Origin of the sequence: Mesorhizobium sp. M8A.F.Ca.ET.181.01.1.1, assembly GCF_004792025.1 — a bacterium.
Classification (GTDB): Bacteria; Pseudomonadota; Alphaproteobacteria; order Rhizobiales; family Rhizobiaceae; genus Mesorhizobium.
This window is the reverse complement of the sequence record NZ_SRTV01000002.1, coordinates 503654-523928: the sequence shown is the minus strand read 5'-3', so window position 1 is coordinate 523928 and position 20275 is coordinate 503654. Positions and strand designations below refer to the sequence as shown.

The following is a 20275-nucleotide window of genomic DNA, read 5'->3' as shown; positions in this document are numbered from 1 at the left end:
TTTCATAAGAAGGGGGATCGGCGCAATATTTTTGTTCCGGACGCGCCGATGTCGGCCCGGCGGCGACAGCGGGCTGGCGGTCGGCCGCCATCCGGTGGATAATGCCGCGGGGGTGCGGGGGCAAACACGGAGAGCGTGTCATGGCCATACACAAGGTCGGTTATCTCATCGGCAGCCTTGCCCGGGAATCCATCAACCGCAAGCTCGCGAAGGCTCTCGTTCAACTTGCCCCTCCCGAGCTCGAAATGACGGAAATCGGCTTCAAGGATCTGCCGCTCTACAGTTACGACTACGACGCCAATTTCCCACCCGCCGCCCAGGCTTTCAAAAAGGCGATCGCCTCGGTCCAGGCCGTGCTGTTCGTCACCCCGGAGTACAACCGCTCGATCCCTGGCGGACTGAAGAACGCAATCGACTGGGCCAGTCGCCCCTACGGCAAGAATTCATTCGCGCGCAAACCGTCCGCCGTCATCGGAACATCGCCGGGTGCCATCGCGACCGCTGTCGCGCAACAAAGCCTGCGCAGCGTTTTGAGTTTCTGCAACTCGCCGCAGATGAATGCGCCCGAAGCCTATATCCAGTTCACGCCTGGGCTGATCACGGATGAGGGCGAGGTGACGGTTGAATCCACCGAGGACTTCCTGCGCAACTATATGGCTGAGTTCCACATGTTCATTGCGCGGGTGCTTCAGGTTTTGCCGCCGGACGCATAGCTGTCAGCCGGCCGTAAGCTCTTCATCTTCAGCGCGCCGAGTGCCACGAAGCAAAGCGCGGCGACCGGAAAGATCATCCAGTTGAGCATCGTCCAGCCCCAGGCGTTGTAGACCATACCCGACATCAGCGACGCGCAGGCGACTGAGCCGAACAGGACAAAGTCGTGGAAGCCCTGCACCTTGCCCTTTTCGGAAGGGTGGTAGCTGGCCGCCACCATGGCGGTGGCGCCGATGAAGGCGAAATTCCAGCCGAGGCCGAGCAGGATCAGCGCTGTCCAGAATTGCCACAGCGCCAGGCCCGACAAGGCAACGACGGCACAGCCGATCAGCAACAGCAGGCCGATGGCGACAATGCGCTCGGCGCCGAAGCGATGGATCAGCGAGCCGGTGAAGAAGCTGGGCCCGAACATCGCCATGACGTGCCAGGAGATGCCCAGCGTCGCATCGTCCTCGGACAGGCCACAGCCAACCATGGCGAGCGGCGCGCCGGTCATGACGAAACTCATCAGCGCGTAGCTGCCGACCGCGCAGAAGAGCGCCGCGACGAAACGCGGCTTTGTGACGATTTCGGAAAGGGGTCTGGCATCGCCGTCGGCAACGTCCACCTTGCTCGCGGTCTTTGCCGGCAAGCGCAGGAACGACAGGATGATGGCGCCGACCGCCGCCAGCGGCAGGATCGAGGCGAAAGAGCCGGCAAACATGACAGGCGCGAACAATTCGCGGGTGAAGATGACGATCTGCGGCCCGAGAATGGCGGTGATGATGCCACCGGCGAGCACGAAGGAGATGGCGCGCGCCTTGAACGCCGGCGGCGCGTTGTCGGCCGCGGCAAAACGGAATTGCTGGACGAAGGCGCCGCCGACGCCGATGACGAGCAGCGCGAACGCGAACAGCCAGAAGCTGCCATGGAACAATGCCAGGGTGGCGACCAGCCCGCCGAGCGCTGTGACGACGGTTCCGGTCATGAAGCCGCCGCGCTGCCCCAGCCAACGGATGATGGCCGCAGCCGGCAAGGCACCGAGCGCCACGCCGAGGTTGAAGCCGGTGATGGGCGCCGTCGCCAGGGATTTGTCGGCGCCGAGCAGATATTGCCCGGCCAATGCGCCCATGGAGATGGCGATGGGGGCCGCCGAGCCGATGATCGCTTGCGAGGCGGCGAGGATCAGCGCGGTGCGCCGCGCCTCTTTGCCCGCCTCGACGGCGATGGCGGTCACGAAGCGTCCTTGCCGCGACCCTCGCCACGCACGCGGCGTGACACACGGTCGAGCACGGCATTGACCAGCTTCGGCTCGTCTTCCTCGTAGAAGGCCTTGGCGATATCGACATATTCGGTGACGATGACCGCGACCGGCACGTCATCGCGCTTCATCAGTTCATAGACGCCCGCACGCAGAATGGCACGCAGCGTGGAATCGAGGCGCGACAGCGGCCAGTCGTCGGTCAGCGCCTGGCGGATGATCGGATCAATGGTCTTCTGGTTCTCGACGACGCCGGTCAGGATGGCGCGAAACCACTGCGCGTCGGCCTCGCGGTAGAGCGCACCGTCGACTTCCTTGCCGAGGCGGAACGCCTCGTACTCGGCGGTGATCTCGAACACGCCACTGCCGGCGACATCCATCTGGTAGAGCGCCTGCACGGCGGCCAGACGGGCAGCACCGCGCTTGTTGGCGTGGCGCACCGCGGGCTGTCCTGGCGAAGCGGGTTCGCTCACGATCGCGCTCCCAATTGTTCCTTCAGCGCGATCATGGTCAGCGCCGCACGCGCGGCAAAGCCACCCTTGTCGCCTTCCGAGCGCTTGGCCCGCGTCCACGCCTGCGCATCGTTCTCGGTGGTCAGGATGCCGTTGCCGATGCAGACCGAGTCCTGCACGGACAGGTCCATGAGCGCACGGCTGGATTCATTGGCGACGATATCGAAATGATAGGTATCGCCGCGGATAATGGTGCCGAGCGCGACAAAACCGTCATAGCCCGTCCCGCCTTCGGCCCTGCCGTCGAGCGCGAAGGTGATCACTGCGGGAATTTCGAGCGAACCAGGAACAGTGACGACGTCATAAGTCGCGCCCGCTTCCTCGAGCGCATTCGTCGCGCCGTCGAGCAGCGCGTCGGCAAGGTCGTCGTGAAAGCGCGCCTCGATGATGAGCAAATGCGCTTTCGCCTTCGGGCGAATGAAGGCTTTGCCGTGTTGGGATATGCCAGCCATAGAAGTCTCCGGGGGTTGCCGGTGACTTAGGCCGAAGCCGGATTGATCGCAAGCGGAAGATTGCTGGGAGGTGGGTCAGGCCTATCGCCTCTTTGGGCAAGGTGTCGAGACCGGGCAGTCCGTGCCAAGGCTTTCAGCCCAGGCACGAACGGCTTCGTGATCCACCACACGGCCGGCATTCACATCGGCCAATGCTTCCCGCGTGAGCCGCTCTTGCTCTTTGGAGTTCCCGCTTTCCATCACAGTCACTTCCTCATTTGAACAGCTCTGCGATGTCGGTCATTGGCCGGAAGAACTTCATCGGCTGATCCGGGAATGGCAGAAAACTCTCGCGTTGATAAAAACCGCGTGCATTTTCGTCCTTGGCATCGACCACAATCGCGAACGAAGCAATCTCGCTCCTGACGCAACGGGACAGAGCGTCAGCCAGGAGATATCGGCCGTAGCCCTGCCCCCGATGCCGCCTGTCGACAGCGAGGCGTCCTAGCAACGTGGCCGGAATGAGCGGATAGCGGGGAAGCTTGCGAACGGTTTGGGCAGGCCATTCGCCGATGGCTACGGCGGTTGCGGACAGCGTGTAATACCCGGCCACGGACCCGTCCGGCAAAACAAGAACAAAGGGTGCCGCGACGTTCTTGCGCGCATCCTGCCCGGCCTGCACCCTGAAATACCGATCGAGCGCCTCTATGCCGCTCTCGAAAGATGTCCTGTCGTGCTGCAGATCAAGCACTTCGACCCGAAGAGCCCCCTCGGCCGAACTGCTCACCTTTAGGTACCGGTGGCTTGACGATAGTGGCGCACCGTCTCACGCAGACGATCATTCACGGGTTGCGGATTGATCAAAGCATCCACGAAGGCGCGACTATCGCGGACGGAAAGATCGAGGCGCTGATGCTCCTCGATCGCTCGGCGGGCTGCTTCCTGGATGCTGGTCAGCACAAAATCCGTCACCGTCCGGCCCTGAAGTGCGGCTGCGTGCTCGATAAGATTTTTCTGATCGGCCGTGAGGCGCGCTTCCAAACGCTCGCTACGGACGCGGCTGCGAGGTGTATTCAAAGCGGGTGAAGTCATCTTCGTCTCCTGGCGACAATGTACGGCCAATGGCCGTAAATTTCAAGATTTATCTCACGCGCAGGCGTGGAACATCAGGGCCGCTCGCCGTCCCTGCTGCGCGACCAAGATCATGATGTCGCTAAACATATCTTCGATGGAACCGTGGTCGCGCCCGGCGTGCCGAAGATCGCTTACCAGTTCCCGGACGGAACCTATGTCGATAGCGCCATGGATGCGCGACATGACCCAACCCAGTGATGGAAATGTTTCGCACGTCTGGATCGTCGTGCCGTGCGTATTTCAGGCAGACATCTTGCGCGAAATACAAGTCGTCGTGCCGCGATATGCTGAGGAAAGCCCGGATCCGCTGATGCACATCACCATACAGCAGGTCCTTGTAAGTCTTCGAACTGACGAGATCCCAAGCTCGTCGTAGATTTGCCGCTCAAAGCCCCTCTTTCGCGGCCTCCGCCAGGCGCGCCGCGTACCGCGCCATGGTGTCGATCTCGAGATTGACGCGGTCGCCGGCCTTGCGCTCGCCCCAGGTGGTGACGGTCAGCGAGTGGTGGATCAACAGCACGTCGAAACGGGTTCCCTCGACCCTGTTGACGGTGAGCGAGGTGCCGTCGAGCGCAACGGAGCCTTTCGGCGCGATGAATTTCGCCAGATCGCGCGGCGCTTCCAGCGTGAAGCGCACCGCGTCGCCCTCATCCTTGCGCTCGACGATCTCGGCGGTACCGTCGACATGGCCGGAAACGATGTGGCCGCCGAGCTCGTCGCCGATCTTCAGCGCCCGCTCCAGATTGATCCTGGTGCCCGATTTCCAACCCGCCGCCGTCGTCAGCCTGAGCGCCTCCTCCCAGGCCTCGACCTCGAACCAGCGCGCGTTCGACCCGCTGTCGGGCAAGGCAGTGACCGTCAGGCAGACGCCACCGCAGGAAATCGAGGCGCCAATGGCGATGGTCTTGGGATCATAGGCGGAGTCGATGCGCAGTCCCACCCCTTCCCGCAGCGGCTTGACGGCGGCCACGGTGCCGATATCGGTGACAATCCCGGTAAACATCGATCTCTATCCCTGAAAATCCCTGATCCATTCGGCGTAGCCGTCTTCGCCGAACCGCATCTCGCGCAGCTTGCGAAAACCTGCCGGGATATGGTCGGCGTCGATGGGCGACGCAATGCCGTCACCGCCGATCGCTTCCGGTCCCTGGAACAGCACGATGCGGTCGACCAGCCCGTCGGCCAGGAAAGCGCTCGCCACCTTGGCGCCGCCCTCGACCAGCACGCTTGCCATGCCGAGCGCCGCCAGATCCTCGAGCAGTTCCGGCAATGCCACGCCGCCGTCGTGCGTCTCCGTGCCGATGAAGCGCACGCCGGCGCGCTCGAGCGCCGCCCGGCGCTGCGGATCGGCCTCCAGGCAAGCCGCAACGTAAAGCGGTACGCGATCGACGCCCGACACCAGCTTCGAGCCCTCCGGCAGCCTGATCTGGCGGTCGAGGACGATGCGCGCCGGTGAACGGTTCTCCAGCCCGGGCAAACGCACTGTCAGCGCCGGATCATCTTCCAGCGCCGTGCCGATGCCGACCAGAATGGCGTCCGCCTCGGCGCGCATCAGGTAGACTTCGCGGCGCGCCATGTCGCCTGTTATCGCGACTTGGCCGGCGCCTTCCCTGCCGATCTTGCCGTCGCTGGAAAGCGCAATCTTCAGAATCACTTCCGGGCGTTTTTTCAGAGAGCGAATCAAATAGCCCGCCATTTGTTCGGCCGCTTCGCCGGCCAGGACCTTTTCAACCACTTCGACGCCGGCGGCGCGCAGAATGGCATAGCCCTGGCCGGAGACCCGCGGATCGGGATCGCTCGCAGCTCCCACGACGCGCGCAACGCCGGCGTTGACCAGCGCATTGGCGCAAGGCGGCGTGCGGCCGTGATGGGCGCAAGGCTCCAGCGTGACATAGGCGGTGGCGCCGCGCGCGAGTTCGCCGGCCTCCGCCAGCGCCTCGGTCTCGGCGTGCGGCCGGCCACCAATCGCGGTCACGCCGGTACCGACGATCATCGGGCCTGAGCCGTCGTCACGCACGATGATCGTGCCGACGGATGGATTGGTCGAGGTGCGGCCGGCGTGCTTGCGCGACAGCCGCAAGGCCGCGGCCATGAAACGGCGGTCAAGGGCCGCTTGTTCGGCCTCGCTGCGTTGCGGTGCTGCCATGCTCAGCCGGCGTCCTCTTCGCTCTTGTCCTCGTCCCCCTTCAACTCGCCGAGCAGTTCGTGGAAATCCTTGGCCTCACGGAAATTGCGGTAGACCGAGGCGAAGCGCACATAGGCGACATCGTCGAGCGACTTCAGTGCATCCATGACCAGCCGGCCGACCTCACCCGAGGCCACTTCCGTCTCGCCCGAGCTTTCGAGCTGGCGCACGATGCCGGTCACGGCGCGATCGATGCGTTCGGGGTCGACGTTGCGCTTGCGCACCGCGATCTCGACGGAGCGCAACAGCTTGTCGCGGTCGAACGGCACTTTTCGCCCCGATTTCTTGACCACCACGAGATCGCGCAACTGCACGCGCTCGAACGTGGTGAAACGGCCGCCGCAATCGGGGCAGACACGCCGCCGGCGGATCGCCGCGCCGTCCTCGGCGGGACGCGAATCCTTCACCTGCGTATCTTCGGACTGGCAATAGGGACAGCGCATGGAGAGCCTTGGGTTCGCGAATCTGGTGAGGTGAAAGGCTTAGAGCCTTTCCGGTGCGGATTGAAGCAGTTCTGTTTCTTCGATCGCCTGCCGCGCCTCAGAGATAGCGAGGCGCGAGGAAGATTGCCAGCGCGGCAAGCAGCCAGACGGCAATGCCGCCGGCAACAGCCAGGCGATAGTCGACCTTGTCGATGAACAGCCAGCAGGCGCCGAGGAAGGCGAGATAGGCCGGAATCGTCTTCATTCCGGCAAGGCAGGCATCGCGGAACCCGCCCGGATCACCCTTGGCGCCGACGGCGAGCAACGCGATGACGGCAAAGGTCGGCGCCAGCGGCAGGATGCCGGGCAGGACATTGCCCCGCTTGGACGCCCAGACGATCAGGGCCGTCACCAGTCCGCCGACCACGCCTTTCCAGACGATATCCATGAGCAGCGCCTATGCCGATCCGGTCGTCCGCCTCACGGCGCCACATCCTTGGTTGGGAAGCCGCAGGACGTTCCGAGATTGCGGTAGGCCTTGGTGAAGCCGTCCATCGGAATGCTGGCGACAGCCTGCTTGCCGAAGGTCACGTCGAGCGAGGTGGCCTGGCGCATGGCACGCAGCAGCGCGAGACTGGTCTTAGCCTGATTGTCGACCGTCCAGCTGGGGCGGCCGATGACGCCATCGTTGGAGTAGACCGTGGCCGAAACCTTGACACCGGGATCGCCGAAAGTCGCCGCGATCTTCTTGCCGGTTGGCAGGGTCTTGTTGTCGATGGTGATCAAGATCGCCGGATAAGCATCGGGCGGCAGCGCATCGCCGGTCGAGATCGACAGTGTCAGCGTGGCCGAATTGCCGCTCGCATCGAAGAATGCCGTGGAGGCCGCGCAGGTCTTGTGCGCGTCCTGGCCGGTGTCGAGCGTATCGACCATAGTCGTCCAACGGCCGAAAGTGCTGGTGGCGGGCATGTCCGGAGCGGGCTGCGTCTGCGCCAAGGCAGGCCCGCAAGCAGCCAGCCAGCCGAAGGCGCCGAGTGAGGCAAGACAAAAATCGCGCATCATCAATCTCCAGTTCCATGCGCCACCCGATCAGGGGTGACGCACCGCCGGTGGATAAAAGATGACGCTTCGCGCCCGGTCAACCGAGATAAGGATGGTCAACCGAGATAGGGATAGAGCGGGAACCGATCGGTCAATGCCACGACCTTGGCCTTGACCGCCGCTTCGACCGCCGCATTGCCTTCGTCGGAATTGGCGACCTTGAGCCCATCCAGCACCTCGGCGATCAGCTTGCCGATCTCACGGAATTCGGCCTGGCCGAAGCCGCGCGTGGTGCCGGCCGGCGTACCCAGCCGCACGCCCGAAGTGACGAAGGGCTTTTCCGGGTCGAAGGGGATGCCGTTCTTGTTGCAGGTGATGTTAGCGCGGCCAAGGGCCGCCTCGGCGCGCTTGCCGGTGGCGTTCTTGGGCCTGAGGTCAACCAGCATCAGGTGGTTGTCGGTGCCGCCGGAGACGATGTCGAGACCCGTTTCCTTGAGGCTGGAAGCCAGCGCCTTGGCGTTGGCGGCGACGCTTTCGGCATAGACCTTGAAGCTCGGCTTCAACGCTTCGCCGAAGGCCACTGCCTTGGCGGCGATGACATGCATCAGCGGGCCGCCCTGCAGCCCGGGGAACACCGCCGAGTTCATCTTCTTGGCGATATCCTCGTCATTGCACAGGATCATGCCGCCACGCGGACCACGCAACGATTTGTGCGTGGTGGTCGTCACCACATGGGCGTGCGGCAAGGGCGAGGGATGCACGCCGCCAGCGACGAGGCCCGCTATGTGCGCCATGTCGACCATGAGATAGGCGCCGACGGCGTCCGCGATCTCGCGAAAACGCTTCCAATCCCAGACACGCGAATAGGCGGTGCCGCCGGCCAGGATCAGCTTCGGCTTGGTCTCGTGCGCGGTCTTTTCGATCGCGTCCATGTCGAGCAGGTGGTCGTCCTTGCGCACGCCATAGGAGACGACCTTGAACCACTTGCCGCTCATGTTGACCGGCGAGCCGTGAGTGAGATGGCCACCGGAATTGAGGTCGAGGCCCATGAAGGTGTCGCCGGGCTGCAGCAGCGCCAGGAACACCGCCTGGTTCATCTGGCTGCCGGAATTCGGCTGGACGTTGGCGAAATTGCAGCCAAACAGCTTTTTGGCGCGCTCAATGGCCAGTTCCTCAGCCACGTCGACGAACTGGCAGCCGCCATAGTAGCGCTTGCCAGGATAGCCCTCGGCATATTTGTTGGTCATGATCGAGCCCTGCGCCTCGAGCACGGCGCGCGAGACGATGTTTTCCGAGGCGATCAGTTCGATCTCGTGGCGCTGGCGACCGAGTTCGTTGCGGATGGCGCCGAAGATCTCCGGATCGGCATCTTCCAAAGTGGTTTCGAAGAAGGATTCGAATCTGTTCGACGCCGCCGCTGCTGTTGCCATGGCCTGAGTTCCCCTGGGGTTGGAAGGGTAAATTCGTGCATGCCGTCGTCCCAAACCACTGGACGGTTCCGGGCGACATGCATTGCGTTCGCCGGGCCATTAACACAGTTGTTTTAGCCTCGCCACGTTTGCGGCGCGAAATTTGCTGGCCGGTTTGCGGCAAACGATCGGGCGGACCGCTATTTCCTGTCCCGCCGCTGCTTCAGCAAGGCCTCGGTCAAGGTGATTTCGGAAAATAGCGCGCGCATCGTGTGATCATTGATCTCTTGGCTCCGGAACATGTCGCGCAGCGCGGAGCGTTCGGCTTCGATGCCCGCCGCCCTGAGTTCCAGCTCCAGCCTGCCGGCCTCGCGGGCCTCGGCGCGGGCCTCGGCGGCCTCGTCGGAAGCCGCGATGCGTCTACGGTAACCTGCCACGATGCTGTCGGCGACGGCGAGCCGGGCCTCGACCGCCTCGCCCTCGCCTTGCTCGTTGGCGATGCTCTCGATCCTGGCGATCGCCGCATTGGCGGCGCCGACGCGCGCGCGGCGCTCCTCCGCGGCGGCCGGATCCTCGCCCGGCTCGACCAGCCCCCGCGCGATCCTGGGCAAGGCAAAGCTGGCAATGACGAGCGAGCAGATGATGACGCCGGCGGCAAGGAAGATCACCACATCGCGTGCCGGAAAGGGCGAGCCATCCTGCAAAGCCAGCGGCAATGACAGGATGCCCGCCAATGTGATGGCGCCGCGCACGCCGGCTACCGAGCCGGCGAGCCGGACGCGAAATCCGAACGGCGAGGCCTCGCGCTTGCCGAGGCGCGCCGCGATCGCCTGGGCGATGTCGCCGACCCAGATCCACAGGAAGCGCAGCCCGATCAGGCAGAGCGTCAGGATCAGCACCGTCGCCACCGGCTCGATCAGCCAATGCCGGCTGGACAATTCCGGCGGAACCTTGCGGATGATGTCGGGAAGCTGCAGGCCGAGCAGAATGAACAGAGCGCCATTGAAGACGAAAGTGAGCGTCGCCCAGAGCGACAGGGTCTGCATGCGCGCCGACACGCCGAGGTGGCGGTACATGCCGGAGACCCCGGTCAGCAGGCCGGCGGTCACCGCCGCCAGGATGCCCGAAGCTCCGACATGCTCGGCGCCGAGATAGGCAACGAAAGGCAGCAGGATCATGACGAGAACCTGCGCCTCGGCCGGCACGCCGCCGATGCGGTTGAGCAGTTGCAGCGTCTTGGCGGCGATGAACAGGGCCGCGAGGCCGGCCAGGATGCCGGCGGCGACGGCATAGAGGAAGCTGAGCGAGGCTCCCGCGAGGGAGAAGCTGCCGGTCAATGCCGCAGCCACCGCAAAGCGGAACATGACCAGGCCCGACGCGTCGTTGAGCAGCGACTCGCCCTCCAATATATGCATCAGTCGGGACGGAACCACATTCCTGTCAACGATCGAGGACACCGCCACGGCGTCGGTCGGCGACAGCACGGCGGCGAGCGCGAAAGCGACGACGAGCGGAATGCTCGGCACCAGCCAGTGCAAAGCATAGCCGAAGCCGACAATGGTGAAGAAGACGAGCCCGATGGCGAGGTCGAGGATCGGTCCGCGCAAACCGATGAGCTCACGTTTGGGCGCCGCGAAGGCGTCACCGAACAGAAGCGGCGGGATGAACACCAGCAGGAAAAGTTCGGGATCGATCTCGACATGCAGGCCTCTGGCCGGCCAGGCAAGGGCCGCGCCGATGGCGATCTGCAGCACCGGCAGCGGCACCCGAACCAGCCGGACGAGCGCGCCGGACAGTGCCACGAAGACGAGCACGACGAGAATGAAGAGAGCGACGTCCATGGCACGATTCCGGCTGTTTGCCGACCATGGCCAATGGCTGGAACTTCGTCCAGCCGGTCGAAGGCTCGATCTGACGGCGTCCGCAACAAAAAAGCCGCTCTGAGAGCGGCTTTTTTTCAAAAGTATCAGCCAGTTAGAGAGAAGACGTGATCTGCAGCTCGCTGGCGCCATCGAGCGCATAGACGTCGTCGCGGAACTGGACGACGCCAGGTCCCGTCGACCATGCCGAGAGATAGAGGAAATGCACCGGCACCGGGTTGGTGACCTGGATCGGTGTGTTCTGACCAGTCTTGATAGCCGCCTCGAAATGCTGGCGATCCCAGCCGGGCGTGTCGCGCAGGATCCAGGTGACGAGATCGCGCACGTTCTGGACGCGCACGCAGCCCGAGGAATCGAAGCGCATCATCTTGCCGAACAGGCTCTGCTGCGGCGTGTCATGCATGTAGACTCCGTCGGGGCTCGGGAAATTGATCTTGACCGAGGCCATGGCGTTTTCCGAACCGGGATCCTGGCGGAAACGGTACTTTTCGGCATCGTCCGTCGACCAGTCGACATTCATCGGATCGACTTCACTGCCATCGGGCGCGAACAGGCGGATGTGGCTGTTCTTGAGATAATCGGGATTCTTCCGCATCAGCGGAATGATGTCCTTGCGCACGATCGAGACCGGTGCGTTCCAGTACGGATTGACGATGATCTCGTTGATCTTGGAATTGACGATCGGCGTCTGGCGATCGATCTTGCCGACGATCGCGGTGTGGCGAAGCACGACGCGGTCGTTCTCGACCGCTTCGATCTGCGCGGCCGGAATGTCGACCAGCACGTAGCGGCTGCCCAGCGTACCGGCCTTCTCCTTCAGGCGCTGCAGATTGGTCTGCAGCTGGCCAAGCCGGATCTGCGCCGACACGTTCATCGCGGCGTAGGTGTATTTGCCCATCGAGCCGTCAGCCGGCAGGCCATGGCGCAACTGGAAGCGCTTGACCGCCGAATCGACATAGGAATCGAAGGCCGTCGAAATGCCGGCACTCTGCGACAGGTCGCCAGCAACCATCAGGCGCTTGCGAAGCGGCACCACGTCCGGATCGTCGACGCCGAGCTGAAGCTTCTTGGTCGCGGGTACGTCCGTCCAGCCGCCCTGCGAGACGATGTTCTGATACTGCGCGACCGCCTGCTCGGTGAAGGCGACGGTCTGCGGGCTGAAGATTGGCAGCGTCGAGGCCACCTTGCCGCCTTCGCTGGCGCGCGCATCGAACTGATCATCCCAGTTGCCGCGGGCCGAGGATTTCAGGATATCCCCGATCACATCCTGCGCATTCGCACGGCCGGCCACCATGGCGGCTGCGAGCGCGGAGGCTCCGGAAAGGAAAAAACGGCGGCTGGTTCTCATGGACGTTCCAGACATTCTTGTAGCGTTCGATCACTTGCTGCGTCGATCATCGCGCGATCTCGCCCGCACTCTAAAATCGGCAATCTTAACAATTAGCCAACCATGGTCCGTATCACATCGGCGACAAAGGCATAGGCGCGACACGGTTGCGGGTGGACGCATGGTCTTCACCACAGCATCACTGCCACTCTCGGTTCCATTGGAATATGGCGGCAACGTGGCCTTGGCCCGTAATTTGCTTTGGCCGGACGCAAGAAAGAAAAGACCGGTGCTTTTCGGCACCGGCCCTGACTGGAGGTCGCTGTTTCGGCCGCGCTTCTGCGGCGCGGCTCGGTTTCCTGGGTGGTCTTACATCCGATAGGCAATCGTGTCGTTCCAAAAGCGGTCGAGGCGCTGCAGGGCGCGGTTCATCTGCTTGAACTCGTCGGTGTTGATACCGCCGACCTGTTCGATCGAGCCGACATGACGCTCATAGAGACCGGCGACCACATCAGCCACTTCATTGCCCTTCGGCGTCAGCGAAACGCGGACCGAACGGCGGTCGATGCGCGAGCGCTGGTGGTTGATGAAGCCGAGATCGACCAGCTTCTTCAGATTGTAGGAGACGTTCGAGCCGAGATAGTAGCCACGCGAACGCAGCTCGCCGGCGGTCAGCTCGGAATTGCCGATGTTGAAGAGCAGCAGCGCCTGGATGGCGTTGATGTCGGAACGGCCGTTGCGGTCGAATTCGTCCTTGATGACATCAAGCAGACGGCGGTGCAGACGCTCGACCAGCTGCAGCGATTCCATGTACAGGGAACGGATAGCCTCGCGGCGATCGTCGGAAACGTTGGCGGTCTTCGCCGCCGGACGCGAATTGATCATTGTCTTTGCCTCTCGTTTGTCGCCCTGGTGATTTTTTGTTTTTCACCTTGATCGCGACACTATCGAATACTCATAAAATTCGACTTAAACGCTAGGGCTAACAAGAGCTTACCGGTAAGAGGTTTCGGAAGAGGCTTAACGAACGGTCACCCGAGCAAGGATGATTAACCTAAAGATTTAGGCAATGACCGCGGGGCCGGATAGAGGCGATCGCCAAGTCGCCAACGCGCACAATGGCTTAGTGCCGTGCCGGCCGTTTCTGCAGGTAGATGACGACGCGAAAGACGATGTAGAGCAGCGCCACGCAGGCATGCGAGACGAGGATCAGGAGACGATGGCCGAAAAGCTCGGGAAAGCCGGCATACATGACCGTCTCGGTGACCGCGCATATGAACCAGATCACCGGCCCCCAGGACGCCAGCATCCACAAGCCGGCCGCGGCGAAGGGAAAGAACACGGCGAGCATCACCGCCGCCACCTGCCAATGCACCGGCATAAGGTCGAAGCGCCACAGCGAGCCCGGATAGAATCCGATCAGCTTGATCCAGTACAGGACGCCGAACATCAGGCAGTAGCCTGCAATGACGCGCTGGAACCAGGCGAAGATCACCTCGACCGCCGAGGGCTGCAGGACGACGCGTCTCGATGTCGCCTCGCTCACAGCCCAAGCTCCCGATCGCCGAGCGGAGCGAAATAGGCCTCGACGTCCGCCTCGGCGACCGCATCGATCTTTGCCGGCCGCCATTGCGGCTTCGAGCCCTTGTCGATGATGGCGGCACGGATGCCTTCGTAGAAATCGTGGCCGGCCAGCATGCGGTTCAGGATGCGGAACTCCATCCTCATGCAATCGTCCATCGACAATGTCTGCCCGGCGCTGATCTGCCGCCAGGCGACGCGAAGGCTGGTCGGCGAGCGCATGCGGATCGTCGCCAGGGTTTTGGCCGCGAACTCGTCCTTGCCGGCGCGATCCAGGCTGTCGATGAGATCCGGCAGCGACGGCTGGGCGAAATGACGGGCGATCGCCTCCAGGATCGGCCTCTCCGTCTCCCGCTTGGCCGGAACAAAAAAACCGCGCAGCACCGATTCCGGATCGCCCGTCAGCGCCAGCCGGTCGAGGAAGCTTGCCTGGTCTTCGGTCTTGATGGTGTGGGTGGCCAGCCCCGACCACAGGGCATCGCCATAGCGGATGCGGTTGCCTGTCAGCGCCAGGTACATGCCGAAGGAACCGCCGAGATCGGGCAGCAGATGACTGGCGCCGACGTCGGGGAAAAAGCCGATGCCGACCTCAGGCATCGCGAACTGCGCATTTTCGGTCATCACCCGATGCGAGCCGTGAAAGGAAATGCCGACTCCGCCGCCCATGACGATGCCGTCGATGAGGGCGACATAGGGTTTCTTGAAACGCGCGATATAGGCGTTGAGCCGATACTCGTCGGCGAAGAACTCGACCGGCGGCTTTCCGGCCCGGCCGGCTTCGTAGATGTGCAGGATGTCGCCTCCAGCCGAAAACGCCCTGCCCTCGGCCTTGACGGCGACGACGTCCACGCCGTCGTCGCGCTCCCAGGAACGCAGGGCCTTGTCCAGCGCCTTGACCATGGGATGGGTGACGGCATTGAGTGCCTGCGGCCGCGTCAGCGTGACGACGCCGGCCCTGCCCATCCTTTCGAAGCGAATTTCGTCGCCTCCACCAAAATCCATCGCCAGAGAATCCTTGTCCCCGCGCCTGCGGGACTGAAGTGCTAAGCGGCGACCAGGGGAACGTCAATTGCCGGGCGCGAAGAGAGGCAGGTCAGTCAGGTCGAATTGCGGCAAGCGCGCTACCATACGAACGGGATCAGCGCCTTGGTCCGCTCGACATAGGTGGGGAACTCATCGGGAAATTGCCGCGCCATAAGCCGGTCCTCGGCGCCGACCCGCCACACAAAGATCGCCCCCAGCAGAATGAGCAGAAAGACGAACGGGCCACCGAGCGCGACCGCGGAGCCGATGCCCGCGAGCAGGCCGCCCGTATACATGGGATGGCGCACGTAGCGGTACGGGCCTGACGTCACCAGCTCATGTCCCTGCTTGGCTGAAACGGTCTGGCTCCAGTTACGCCCGAGGCTTTGCCGCGCCCAGACCAGGAAAAGCATGCCGGCAACCGTCATCAGCATGCCGACGCTGCTGACCATCCCGTTCACGGGCGCGAAGTTGACGAAGGCGAAGAATGGCAGACTCGGAAGCAGGAAAGCCGCGATCATGGCCAACATCAGGCCGAAGCTCTGCAGCAAATGCGGCTCCGTATCCCGTTTCACTCCGATCGCTTGGACAGTCAGGTAGACAATGAGCAGTATCCAGGCGGCATAGATGAACCACACGACGGTCATGGCTGCTCCTCGCAATGCCGGCCGCGCCATTCGGTGCAACGCGTTCCGTCTTGGCCGAAGCTGGCGCCCAGTGCTAGAAGATGGCCACCTTCAACCGGACGGCAAGACATGGCCGGACTTTCCCGTCTCGCAACGATCGGCCTGATGGTTATCTGCGTCATGTCTCGCGACGCCGTCGCCGCGACGGTCGACGATCTTTACCAATCGCAGACCATCGTCACCGGCCAGGGTGAAGAAAACCGTCAGCTCGGCTTCAGGACTTGCCTCGACAAGGTCCTCGTCCGTGTTTCGGGCGATCAGCGGCTGCTTGCCAGACGCGAAATGGACGCGCTGCGCGACAAGGCCGGCAGCTTTGTCGACTCGTTCCGGTACCGCGACCGGCTGGAAGGCATTCCGATCCATGACGAGCAAGGCACGCATGACCGGCCGCATGACCTCACCTGCCTCTACAAGCCTGATGTGATCGACAAGGTGCTGGCGTCGCTCGGCAGCAAACCCTGGCTTGGCGAGCGGCCGACGCTCACCGTCTTTCTCACGACCGAACAGGGCGCTCGGCATTTCGCACTGACGGCCGAGGAAAAGCGTGGCGAGACGATGCGCGAATCCTTCGTCAATGCCACCGGTCCAACACTGATGCATGTCGTCTTTCCGAAGGCCGCGCAGCTTGGGGACCTGAGCGAAGAAGCGTTGCGCGCGGCCGACATGGCAAGGCTCGATCGGCTGGCCAAACAGGCCGGTGGCGCCAGAGCGCTCGCCGGCAGCATCGTATGGAGCGACAAGGAATTCGGCTGGATCGCCGATTGGCGGCTGGCCGATCACGGCAAGACCTATCGTTGGCAGGTGCGAGGGGTCAGCTTCGACGAGGCGTTCCGTGTCGCCATCGGAGGCGCGGCGCAGATCCTTTCGGGTAACGGGCAGCCCTGACCCAATAGGCGTGGTGGGACAGCGCTGTGGCAGCTTTGACCCCTGGCACAAACGTGTCGCATTGGTCAGCACCAGGGGCTCGTGGTAAAAGCCGCCGATCCGGAGTTTTGGCCATGAACAAATTCACCCCAGCAAAACCTGCCGGCGCGCGCAGCGTCGACGACGTCACCGGCAGCCGCCGCCTGCGCCGCATGCGCAAGGCCGACTGGTCGCGCAGGCTCGTGCAGGAGAACCGGCTTTCGGTCGACGACCTGATCTGGCCGATCTTCGTCGTCGAGGGCAGAAATGTCCGCGAACCGATCGCCGCCATGCCCGGCGTTTTCCGCCTTTCGGTCGACCTTGCCGTCAAGGAAGCCGAACGCGCTGCCAAGCTCGGCATTCCGGCACTAGCCACTTTCCCAAATGTCGATCTCGGCCTGCGCGACCAGACAGGCTCGCACATCCTCGACCCGGAAAACATCATCAACCGCGCCACCCGCGCGATAAAGGACGCGGTGCCCGAGATCGGCATCATCACCGATGCCGCGCTCGACCCGTTCACCAGCCATGGCCATGACGGCATCCTGCGCGACGGCATCATCGTCAATGACGAAACCGTGGAACAGGTCGCGGCGGCTGCCGTCATCCAGGCGGCGGCCGGTGCCGACATCATCGCGCCTTCGGACATGATGGACGGCCGTATCGGCGCCATCCGCGACGCGCTCGACGCCAACGGTTTTCAGGACGTGGCGATCATGTCCTACGCCACCAAATTCGCCTCGGCCTTCTACGGCCCCTATCGCGAGGCGGTCGGCACCGCCGGCCTGCTCAAGGGCGACAAGAAGACCTACTATATCGACCACGCGAATTCGGACGAGGCGGTGCGCGAGGCCGAACAGGACATCGCCGAGGGCGCCGACATGCTGATGGTCAAGCCCGGCCTGCCCTATCTCGACATCATCCGCCGGCTGAAGGACGAATTCCAGATGCCGACCTTCGCCTACCAGGTGTCGGGCGAATATTCGATGATCAAGGCGGCGGGTGCAAATGGCTGGATCGATGGCGAGAAGGCGATGCTGGAATCGCTGCTCGCCTTCAAGCGTGCCGGCTGCGATGGCATCCTGACCTATTTCGCGCCCGAAGTGGCTGTGATGCTGAAGGGCTAGCCCCGACTTCCCGGGCAATGCCTTTCAGTAGGTGTCACCACTCTTTCGATCGGTCGGCGGTTCCTTCGAATTCCCGCTGACAAAAACCGGCAGCTGCAGCTATGATAGTCGCACGGCCGGAGGCGGCCGGCAGCCCGCACCTCGGACAAAGAGGTATGGCGAACGCCTCCAGAGGATGCTCCCTGACCCGTTTCACCGTCGGGCGAAGGCGTCGGCAATGCGGGCACTGACGAAGGCTTCGCCGTGACCCGAGGAAACGGACATGCTTGCCTATCGCGATGCCAAGACCATGGCGAAAGCCATGCGGGAGGCGCTTGCCGCCCGCGACCTGACGATCAGCCACAGTGACGCCCTGGAGATCGTCGCGCGCCAGTTTGGACTGGCGAGCTGGAATATTCTGTCGGCGAAGATCGAAGCGCCGCCTGCCGGCCAAGACAAGATCGTCTTCGAGCGAACCGCGCCGATCGTTCGCATCTTCGACGTCGCCAAGGCGCACGAATTCTACCTAGGCTTCCTCGGCTTCACCGTGGACTGGGAGCACCGCTATGGGGAAAGTTCCCCTCTCTATACCCAAGTCTCGCGTGGCAACCTTGCACTGCACCTGTCCGAACATGCGGGCGACGCGACGCCTGGCGGCAACATGGTCGTTTATATGACAGGCATCCGCGACTTCCACAAAGAGCTTGCCGGCAAGGAGTACCGCTACATGAATCCCGGCCTGGAGCATGAAGACGGCCGGCTGACGGTGGAGGTCATCGACCCGTTCAGCAACCACATCCGCTTCATGGAACTGACGGGCGAATGAGCTGATATCGCGGCGGCCTGGGCGGCCGTCACTGGCCGTCCGGGCCGATCGCTAAAAACAGTCCCGACATCGCCAGGCGGCAAAGGTCCGGATACATACTTTCGATCCGAAAATACCGCTTGCAATTCGCAATCAGTTTGCTAAAAGAAAACCACTTGCAAATTACAACTGGTTATCGAGGAGGTCTTCATGTCAAAACTTCGTGTCAACGCGTTTACCCTCTCGCTCGACGGCTATGGCGCCGGTCCTGATCAGGATCTGCAAAATCCGCTCGGCATCGGCGGAGGATCCTTGCACAAGTGGTTTGTCGACACCCGCACCTTCCGCAAGATGGTGCTCGGACAAGATGGCGGCACCACCGATACCAACGAGGCGTTCGCGGCGCGCAGCTTCGAGAATGTCGGCGCCTGGATCCTGGGCCGCAACATGTTCGGGCCGATCCGCGGAGAATGGCCTGACGACAAGTGGAAGGGCTGGTGGGGCGACAACCCGCCCTACCATGTGCCGGTTTTCGTGCTGACGCACCACAAGCGGGCGTCTATCACCATGGAAGGGGGCACGAATTTCCATTTCGTCACCGACGGCATCCATTCGGCGCTCGAGCAGGCGAGATCGGCGGCTGGCGGCAAGGACGTGCGGGTCGGCGGCGGCGTCGATATGATCCGCCAATATCTCCAGGAGAGGCTGATCGACGAGATGCACCTGGCGATTTCGCCGGTGCTGCTTGGCCGGGGCGAGAACCTTTTTGCCGGCCTCGACATGCCCAAGCTTGGCTACGCGTGCACCGAGCAGGTGGCGACGGCGCTGGCCACGCACGTGGTTATCAATCGGGCTTAAGCTCGGCGCCGCCCCTCATCCGCCTGCCGGCACCTCCCGTATAGTGACGGGGAGAAGGAAGGGTCACTCAATATTTCTCCGGCACGTAAAGCTCGCGCGGCAGGACCTGGCGTTCGTATTCCGGGTTGAAAACGCGCTCCGGCAGCGTGATCTCCTCGTGCGGCACCTCTTCATATGGCAGCTGCTTGAGCAGATGGTCGATGCAGTTCAGGCGTGCCCGCTTCTTGTCGTTGCCCTCGACTATGTACCAGGGCGCTTCGGGAATGTTGGTGCGGGCGAAGGTTTCTTCCTTGGCCTTGGTGTACTGCTCCCAGCGCACCCGCGACTGTAGGTCCATCGGCGACAGTTTCCACTGCTTCATCGGATCGTGGATGCGCATCAGGAAGCGCATCTGCTGTTCCTCATCGGTGATCGAGAACCAGTATTTGACCACCGTGACGCCGGAGCGCACCAGCATGCGCTCGAACTCCGGCACGTCGTGGAAAAACTCCTCGACCTGATCGGGGCTGGCGAAGCCCATCACCCGCTCGACGCCGGAGCGGTTATACCAGGAGCGGTCGAACAGCACGATCTCGCCGCCTGCGGGCAAATGCGGGACATAGCGCTGGAAATACCATTGCGACTTCTCGCGTTCGGTCGGCGCCGGAAGCGCCACGACGCGACAGATACGCGGATTGAGCCGCTGGGTTATGCGCTTGATGACGCCACCCTTGCCGGCGGAATCGCGGCCCTCGAAAATCACCACCAGTTTCTTCTTGTGATAGGCGACCCAGGATTGCAGCTTGATCAATTCGGACTGCAGGGTGATCAAGTCGCGAAAATACTGCATGCGATCGATCGAAGGCGGATGCGAGTTCTTGTAGATCTTGGCGATCTCCATCGACAGCGCCGGTTCCGACAATTCGAGTTCATAATCTTCGTCGAGCGTGTCGGCGAGTTCAGCTTCAAGCCAGTCCTTGGCAGGGGAATTCTGTCTTAGCTCGGTCATATCAACTGCTCCGCTTGCAAGCCTGTCGGTTCC

General features: G+C 62.9%; 24 protein-coding genes. 6 read left to right on the top strand and 18 right to left on the bottom strand.

Going from position 1 to position 20275, the window contains the following annotated elements; translation table 11 throughout:
• The first annotated feature begins 140 nt into the window (after positions 1 to 140).
• Entirely contained in the window at positions 141 to 713 is a 573-nt protein-coding gene (locus EN824_RS10905) for an NADPH-dependent FMN reductase (protein WP_127279854.1), read from the top strand.
• Here the strand turns inward: EN824_RS10905 and EN824_RS10900 are convergent.
• From EN824_RS10900 to EN824_RS10880, 5 genes are all read right to left on the bottom strand, one after another.
• Positions 689 to 1927, bottom strand: a complete 1239-nt coding sequence (locus EN824_RS10900) for an MFS transporter (RefSeq protein ID WP_135864032.1) — start codon at positions 1925 to 1927, stop codon at positions 689 to 691. The two genes, EN824_RS10905 and EN824_RS10900, sit on opposite strands and share 25 nt — an antisense overlap.
• Positions 1924 to 2424, bottom strand: a complete 501-nt coding sequence (nusB, locus tag EN824_RS10895) for a transcription antitermination factor NusB (RefSeq protein ID WP_127281214.1) — start codon at positions 2422 to 2424, stop codon at positions 1924 to 1926. Before nusB ends, EN824_RS10900 begins: the two co-directional genes overlap by 4 nt.
• A complete protein-coding gene (gene ribH, locus EN824_RS10890) occupies positions 2421 to 2915 on the bottom strand; it encodes a 6,7-dimethyl-8-ribityllumazine synthase (protein ID WP_127281215.1) in 495 nt (164 codons plus the stop codon). Before ribH ends, nusB begins: the two co-directional genes overlap by 4 nt.
• 253 nt (positions 2916 to 3168) lie before the next feature.
• Positions 3169 to 3681, bottom strand: a complete 513-nt coding sequence (locus EN824_RS10885; RefSeq protein WP_127869631.1) for a GNAT family N-acetyltransferase — start codon at positions 3679 to 3681, stop codon at positions 3169 to 3171.
• Positions 3682 to 3683: 2 nt separating this feature from the next.
• Positions 3684 to 3986: a DUF1778 domain-containing protein gene (locus EN824_RS10880; RefSeq protein WP_127281067.1), complete on the bottom strand. Its 303-nt coding sequence runs from the start codon at positions 3984 to 3986 to the stop codon at positions 3684 to 3686.
• A gap of 66 nt (positions 3987 to 4052) precedes the next feature.
• On the opposite strand from EN824_RS10880, the gene EN824_RS35185 reads away from it, so the two are divergent.
• Positions 4053 to 4226 (top strand): hypothetical protein, encoded by a 174-nt coding sequence (locus tag EN824_RS35185; RefSeq protein WP_189343630.1) that lies wholly within the window; start codon positions 4053 to 4055, stop codon positions 4224 to 4226.
• Between the two features lie 187 nt (positions 4227 to 4413).
• On the opposite strand, the gene EN824_RS10875 is transcribed toward EN824_RS35185, so the two are convergent.
• The 12 genes from EN824_RS10875 to EN824_RS10820 form a co-directional block, all read right to left on the bottom strand.
• Positions 4414 to 5031 (bottom strand): riboflavin synthase, encoded by a 618-nt coding sequence (locus tag EN824_RS10875; RefSeq protein ID WP_127869632.1) that lies wholly within the window; start codon positions 5029 to 5031, stop codon positions 4414 to 4416.
• A gap of 6 nt (positions 5032 to 5037) precedes the next feature.
• Positions 5038 to 6174: a bifunctional diaminohydroxyphosphoribosylaminopyrimidine deaminase/5-amino-6-(5-phosphoribosylamino)uracil reductase RibD gene (gene ribD / locus EN824_RS10870; protein WP_127869633.1), complete on the bottom strand. Its 1137-nt coding sequence runs from the start codon at positions 6172 to 6174 to the stop codon at positions 5038 to 5040.
• A gap of 2 nt (positions 6175 to 6176) precedes the next feature.
• A complete protein-coding gene (gene nrdR / locus EN824_RS10865) occupies positions 6177 to 6656 on the bottom strand; it encodes a transcriptional regulator NrdR (RefSeq protein ID WP_127281280.1) in 480 nt (159 codons plus the stop codon).
• Positions 6657 to 6753: 97 nt separating this feature from the next.
• A complete protein-coding gene (locus tag EN824_RS10860) occupies positions 6754 to 7083 on the bottom strand; it encodes a GlpM family protein (protein WP_127281281.1) in 330 nt (109 codons plus the stop codon).
• Positions 7084 to 7115: 32 nt separating this feature from the next.
• Complete coding sequence (locus tag EN824_RS10855) at positions 7116 to 7694, bottom strand: hypothetical protein (RefSeq protein WP_127869634.1); 579 nt, start codon at positions 7692 to 7694, stop codon at positions 7116 to 7118.
• A 98-nt stretch (positions 7695 to 7792) separates the two neighbouring features.
• A complete protein-coding gene (glyA, locus tag EN824_RS10850) occupies positions 7793 to 9106 on the bottom strand; it encodes a serine hydroxymethyltransferase (RefSeq protein WP_127279284.1) in 1314 nt (437 codons plus the stop codon).
• A 179-nt stretch (positions 9107 to 9285) separates the two neighbouring features.
• Positions 9286 to 10926, bottom strand: coding sequence for a Na+/H+ antiporter (locus EN824_RS10845; RefSeq protein ID WP_127279283.1), 1641 nt, complete (start codon positions 10924 to 10926; stop codon positions 9286 to 9288).
• 133 nt (positions 10927 to 11059) lie between these two features.
• On the bottom strand, positions 11060 to 12313 hold the full coding sequence (locus EN824_RS10840; RefSeq protein ID WP_127279282.1) for a L,D-transpeptidase family protein: 1254 nt from the start codon (positions 12311 to 12313) through the stop codon (positions 11060 to 11062).
• Positions 12314 to 12661: 348 nt separating this feature from the next.
• Positions 12662 to 13177 (bottom strand): winged helix DNA-binding protein, encoded by a 516-nt coding sequence (locus EN824_RS10835; protein WP_013896002.1) that lies wholly within the window; start codon positions 13175 to 13177, stop codon positions 12662 to 12664.
• A 238-nt stretch (positions 13178 to 13415) separates the two neighbouring features.
• The gene (locus tag EN824_RS10830; protein ID WP_127279281.1) at positions 13416 to 13838 is read right to left on the bottom strand and encodes a DUF6163 family protein; all 423 of its coding nucleotides are present in this window, start codon (positions 13836 to 13838) and stop codon (positions 13416 to 13418) included.
• Entirely contained in the window at positions 13835 to 14875 is a 1041-nt protein-coding gene (locus tag EN824_RS10825; RefSeq protein WP_127279280.1) for an enoyl-CoA hydratase/isomerase family protein, read from the bottom strand. The genes EN824_RS10830 and EN824_RS10825 overlap by 4 nt, the downstream gene beginning before the upstream one ends.
• A gap of 119 nt (positions 14876 to 14994) precedes the next feature.
• Complete coding sequence (locus EN824_RS10820) at positions 14995 to 15573, bottom strand: isoprenylcysteine carboxylmethyltransferase family protein (RefSeq protein ID WP_210236358.1); 579 nt, start codon at positions 15571 to 15573, stop codon at positions 14995 to 14997.
• A 78-nt stretch (positions 15574 to 15651) separates the two neighbouring features.
• On the opposite strand from EN824_RS10820, the gene EN824_RS10815 reads away from it, so the two are divergent.
• The 4 genes from EN824_RS10815 to EN824_RS10800 all read left to right on the top strand — a co-directional run bounded on the left by EN824_RS10815 (position 15652) and on the right by EN824_RS10800 (position 19254).
• Positions 15652 to 16467, top strand: a complete 816-nt coding sequence (locus EN824_RS10815; RefSeq protein ID WP_135864018.1) for a DUF2066 domain-containing protein — start codon at positions 15652 to 15654, stop codon at positions 16465 to 16467.
• Positions 16468 to 16580: 113 nt separating this feature from the next.
• Positions 16581 to 17612, top strand: coding sequence for a porphobilinogen synthase (gene hemB / locus EN824_RS10810; protein ID WP_127280910.1), 1032 nt, complete (start codon positions 16581 to 16583; stop codon positions 17610 to 17612).
• A gap of 262 nt (positions 17613 to 17874) precedes the next feature.
• Positions 17875 to 18417, top strand: a complete 543-nt coding sequence (locus EN824_RS10805; protein WP_135864016.1) for a glyoxalase superfamily protein — start codon at positions 17875 to 17877, stop codon at positions 18415 to 18417.
• A gap of 189 nt (positions 18418 to 18606) precedes the next feature.
• Entirely contained in the window at positions 18607 to 19254 is a 648-nt protein-coding gene (locus EN824_RS10800) for a dihydrofolate reductase family protein (RefSeq protein ID WP_135864013.1), read from the top strand.
• A gap of 67 nt (positions 19255 to 19321) precedes the next feature.
• Here the strand turns inward: EN824_RS10800 and ppk2 are convergent, their stop codons facing one another.
• Entirely contained in the window at positions 19322 to 20242 is a 921-nt protein-coding gene (gene ppk2 / locus EN824_RS10795; protein WP_127280737.1) for a polyphosphate kinase 2, read from the bottom strand.
• Positions 20243 to 20275 lie beyond the last annotated feature (33 nt).

What these genes read in the sequence shown, in the direction of transcription:
- ppk2 (WP_127280737.1), bottom strand. Translation starts at nt 20,242, where the DNA reads ATGACCGAGCTAAGACAGAATTCCCCTGCCAAGGACTGGCTTGAAGCT.
- EN824_RS10835 (WP_013896002.1), bottom strand. Translation starts at nt 13,177, where the DNA reads ATGATCAATTCGCGTCCGGCGGCGAAGACCGCCAACGTTTCCGACGAT.
- EN824_RS10815 (WP_135864018.1), top strand. Translation starts at nt 15,652, where the DNA reads ATGGCCGGACTTTCCCGTCTCGCAACGATCGGCCTGATGGTTATCTGC.
- ribH (WP_127281215.1), bottom strand. Translation starts at nt 2,915, where the DNA reads ATGGCTGGCATATCCCAACACGGCAAAGCCTTCATTCGCCCGAAGGCG.
- EN824_RS10880 (WP_127281067.1), bottom strand. Translation starts at nt 3,986, where the DNA reads ATGACTTCACCCGCTTTGAATACACCTCGCAGCCGCGTCCGTAGCGAG.
- EN824_RS10875 (WP_127869632.1), bottom strand. Translation starts at nt 5,031, where the DNA reads ATGTTTACCGGGATTGTCACCGATATCGGCACCGTGGCCGCCGTCAAG.
- EN824_RS10805 (WP_135864016.1), top strand. Translation starts at nt 17,875, where the DNA reads ATGCTTGCCTATCGCGATGCCAAGACCATGGCGAAAGCCATGCGGGAG.
- EN824_RS10825 (WP_127279280.1), bottom strand. Translation starts at nt 14,875, where the DNA reads ATGGATTTTGGTGGAGGCGACGAAATTCGCTTCGAAAGGATGGGCAGG.
- EN824_RS10820 (WP_210236358.1), bottom strand. Translation starts at nt 15,573, where the DNA reads ATGGCGCGGCCGGCATTGCGAGGAGCAGCCATGACCGTCGTGTGGTTC.
- glyA (WP_127279284.1), bottom strand. Translation starts at nt 9,106, where the DNA reads ATGGCAACAGCAGCGGCGGCGTCGAACAGATTCGAATCCTTCTTCGAA.
- EN824_RS10855 (WP_127869634.1), bottom strand. Translation starts at nt 7,694, where the DNA reads ATGCGCGATTTTTGTCTTGCCTCACTCGGCGCCTTCGGCTGGCTGGCT.
- nrdR (WP_127281280.1), bottom strand. Translation starts at nt 6,656, where the DNA reads ATGCGCTGTCCCTATTGCCAGTCCGAAGATACGCAGGTGAAGGATTCG.
- hemB (WP_127280910.1), top strand. Translation starts at nt 16,581, where the DNA reads ATGAACAAATTCACCCCAGCAAAACCTGCCGGCGCGCGCAGCGTCGAC.
- EN824_RS10845 (WP_127279283.1), bottom strand. Translation starts at nt 10,926, where the DNA reads ATGGACGTCGCTCTCTTCATTCTCGTCGTGCTCGTCTTCGTGGCACTG.
- EN824_RS10800 (WP_135864013.1), top strand. Translation starts at nt 18,607, where the DNA reads ATGTCAAAACTTCGTGTCAACGCGTTTACCCTCTCGCTCGACGGCTAT.
- ribD (WP_127869633.1), bottom strand. Translation starts at nt 6,174, where the DNA reads ATGGCAGCACCGCAACGCAGCGAGGCCGAACAAGCGGCCCTTGACCGC.
- EN824_RS10840 (WP_127279282.1), bottom strand. Translation starts at nt 12,313, where the DNA reads ATGAGAACCAGCCGCCGTTTTTTCCTTTCCGGAGCCTCCGCGCTCGCA.
- EN824_RS10905 (WP_127279854.1), top strand. Translation starts at nt 141, where the DNA reads ATGGCCATACACAAGGTCGGTTATCTCATCGGCAGCCTTGCCCGGGAA.
- EN824_RS10860 (WP_127281281.1), bottom strand. Translation starts at nt 7,083, where the DNA reads ATGGATATCGTCTGGAAAGGCGTGGTCGGCGGACTGGTGACGGCCCTG.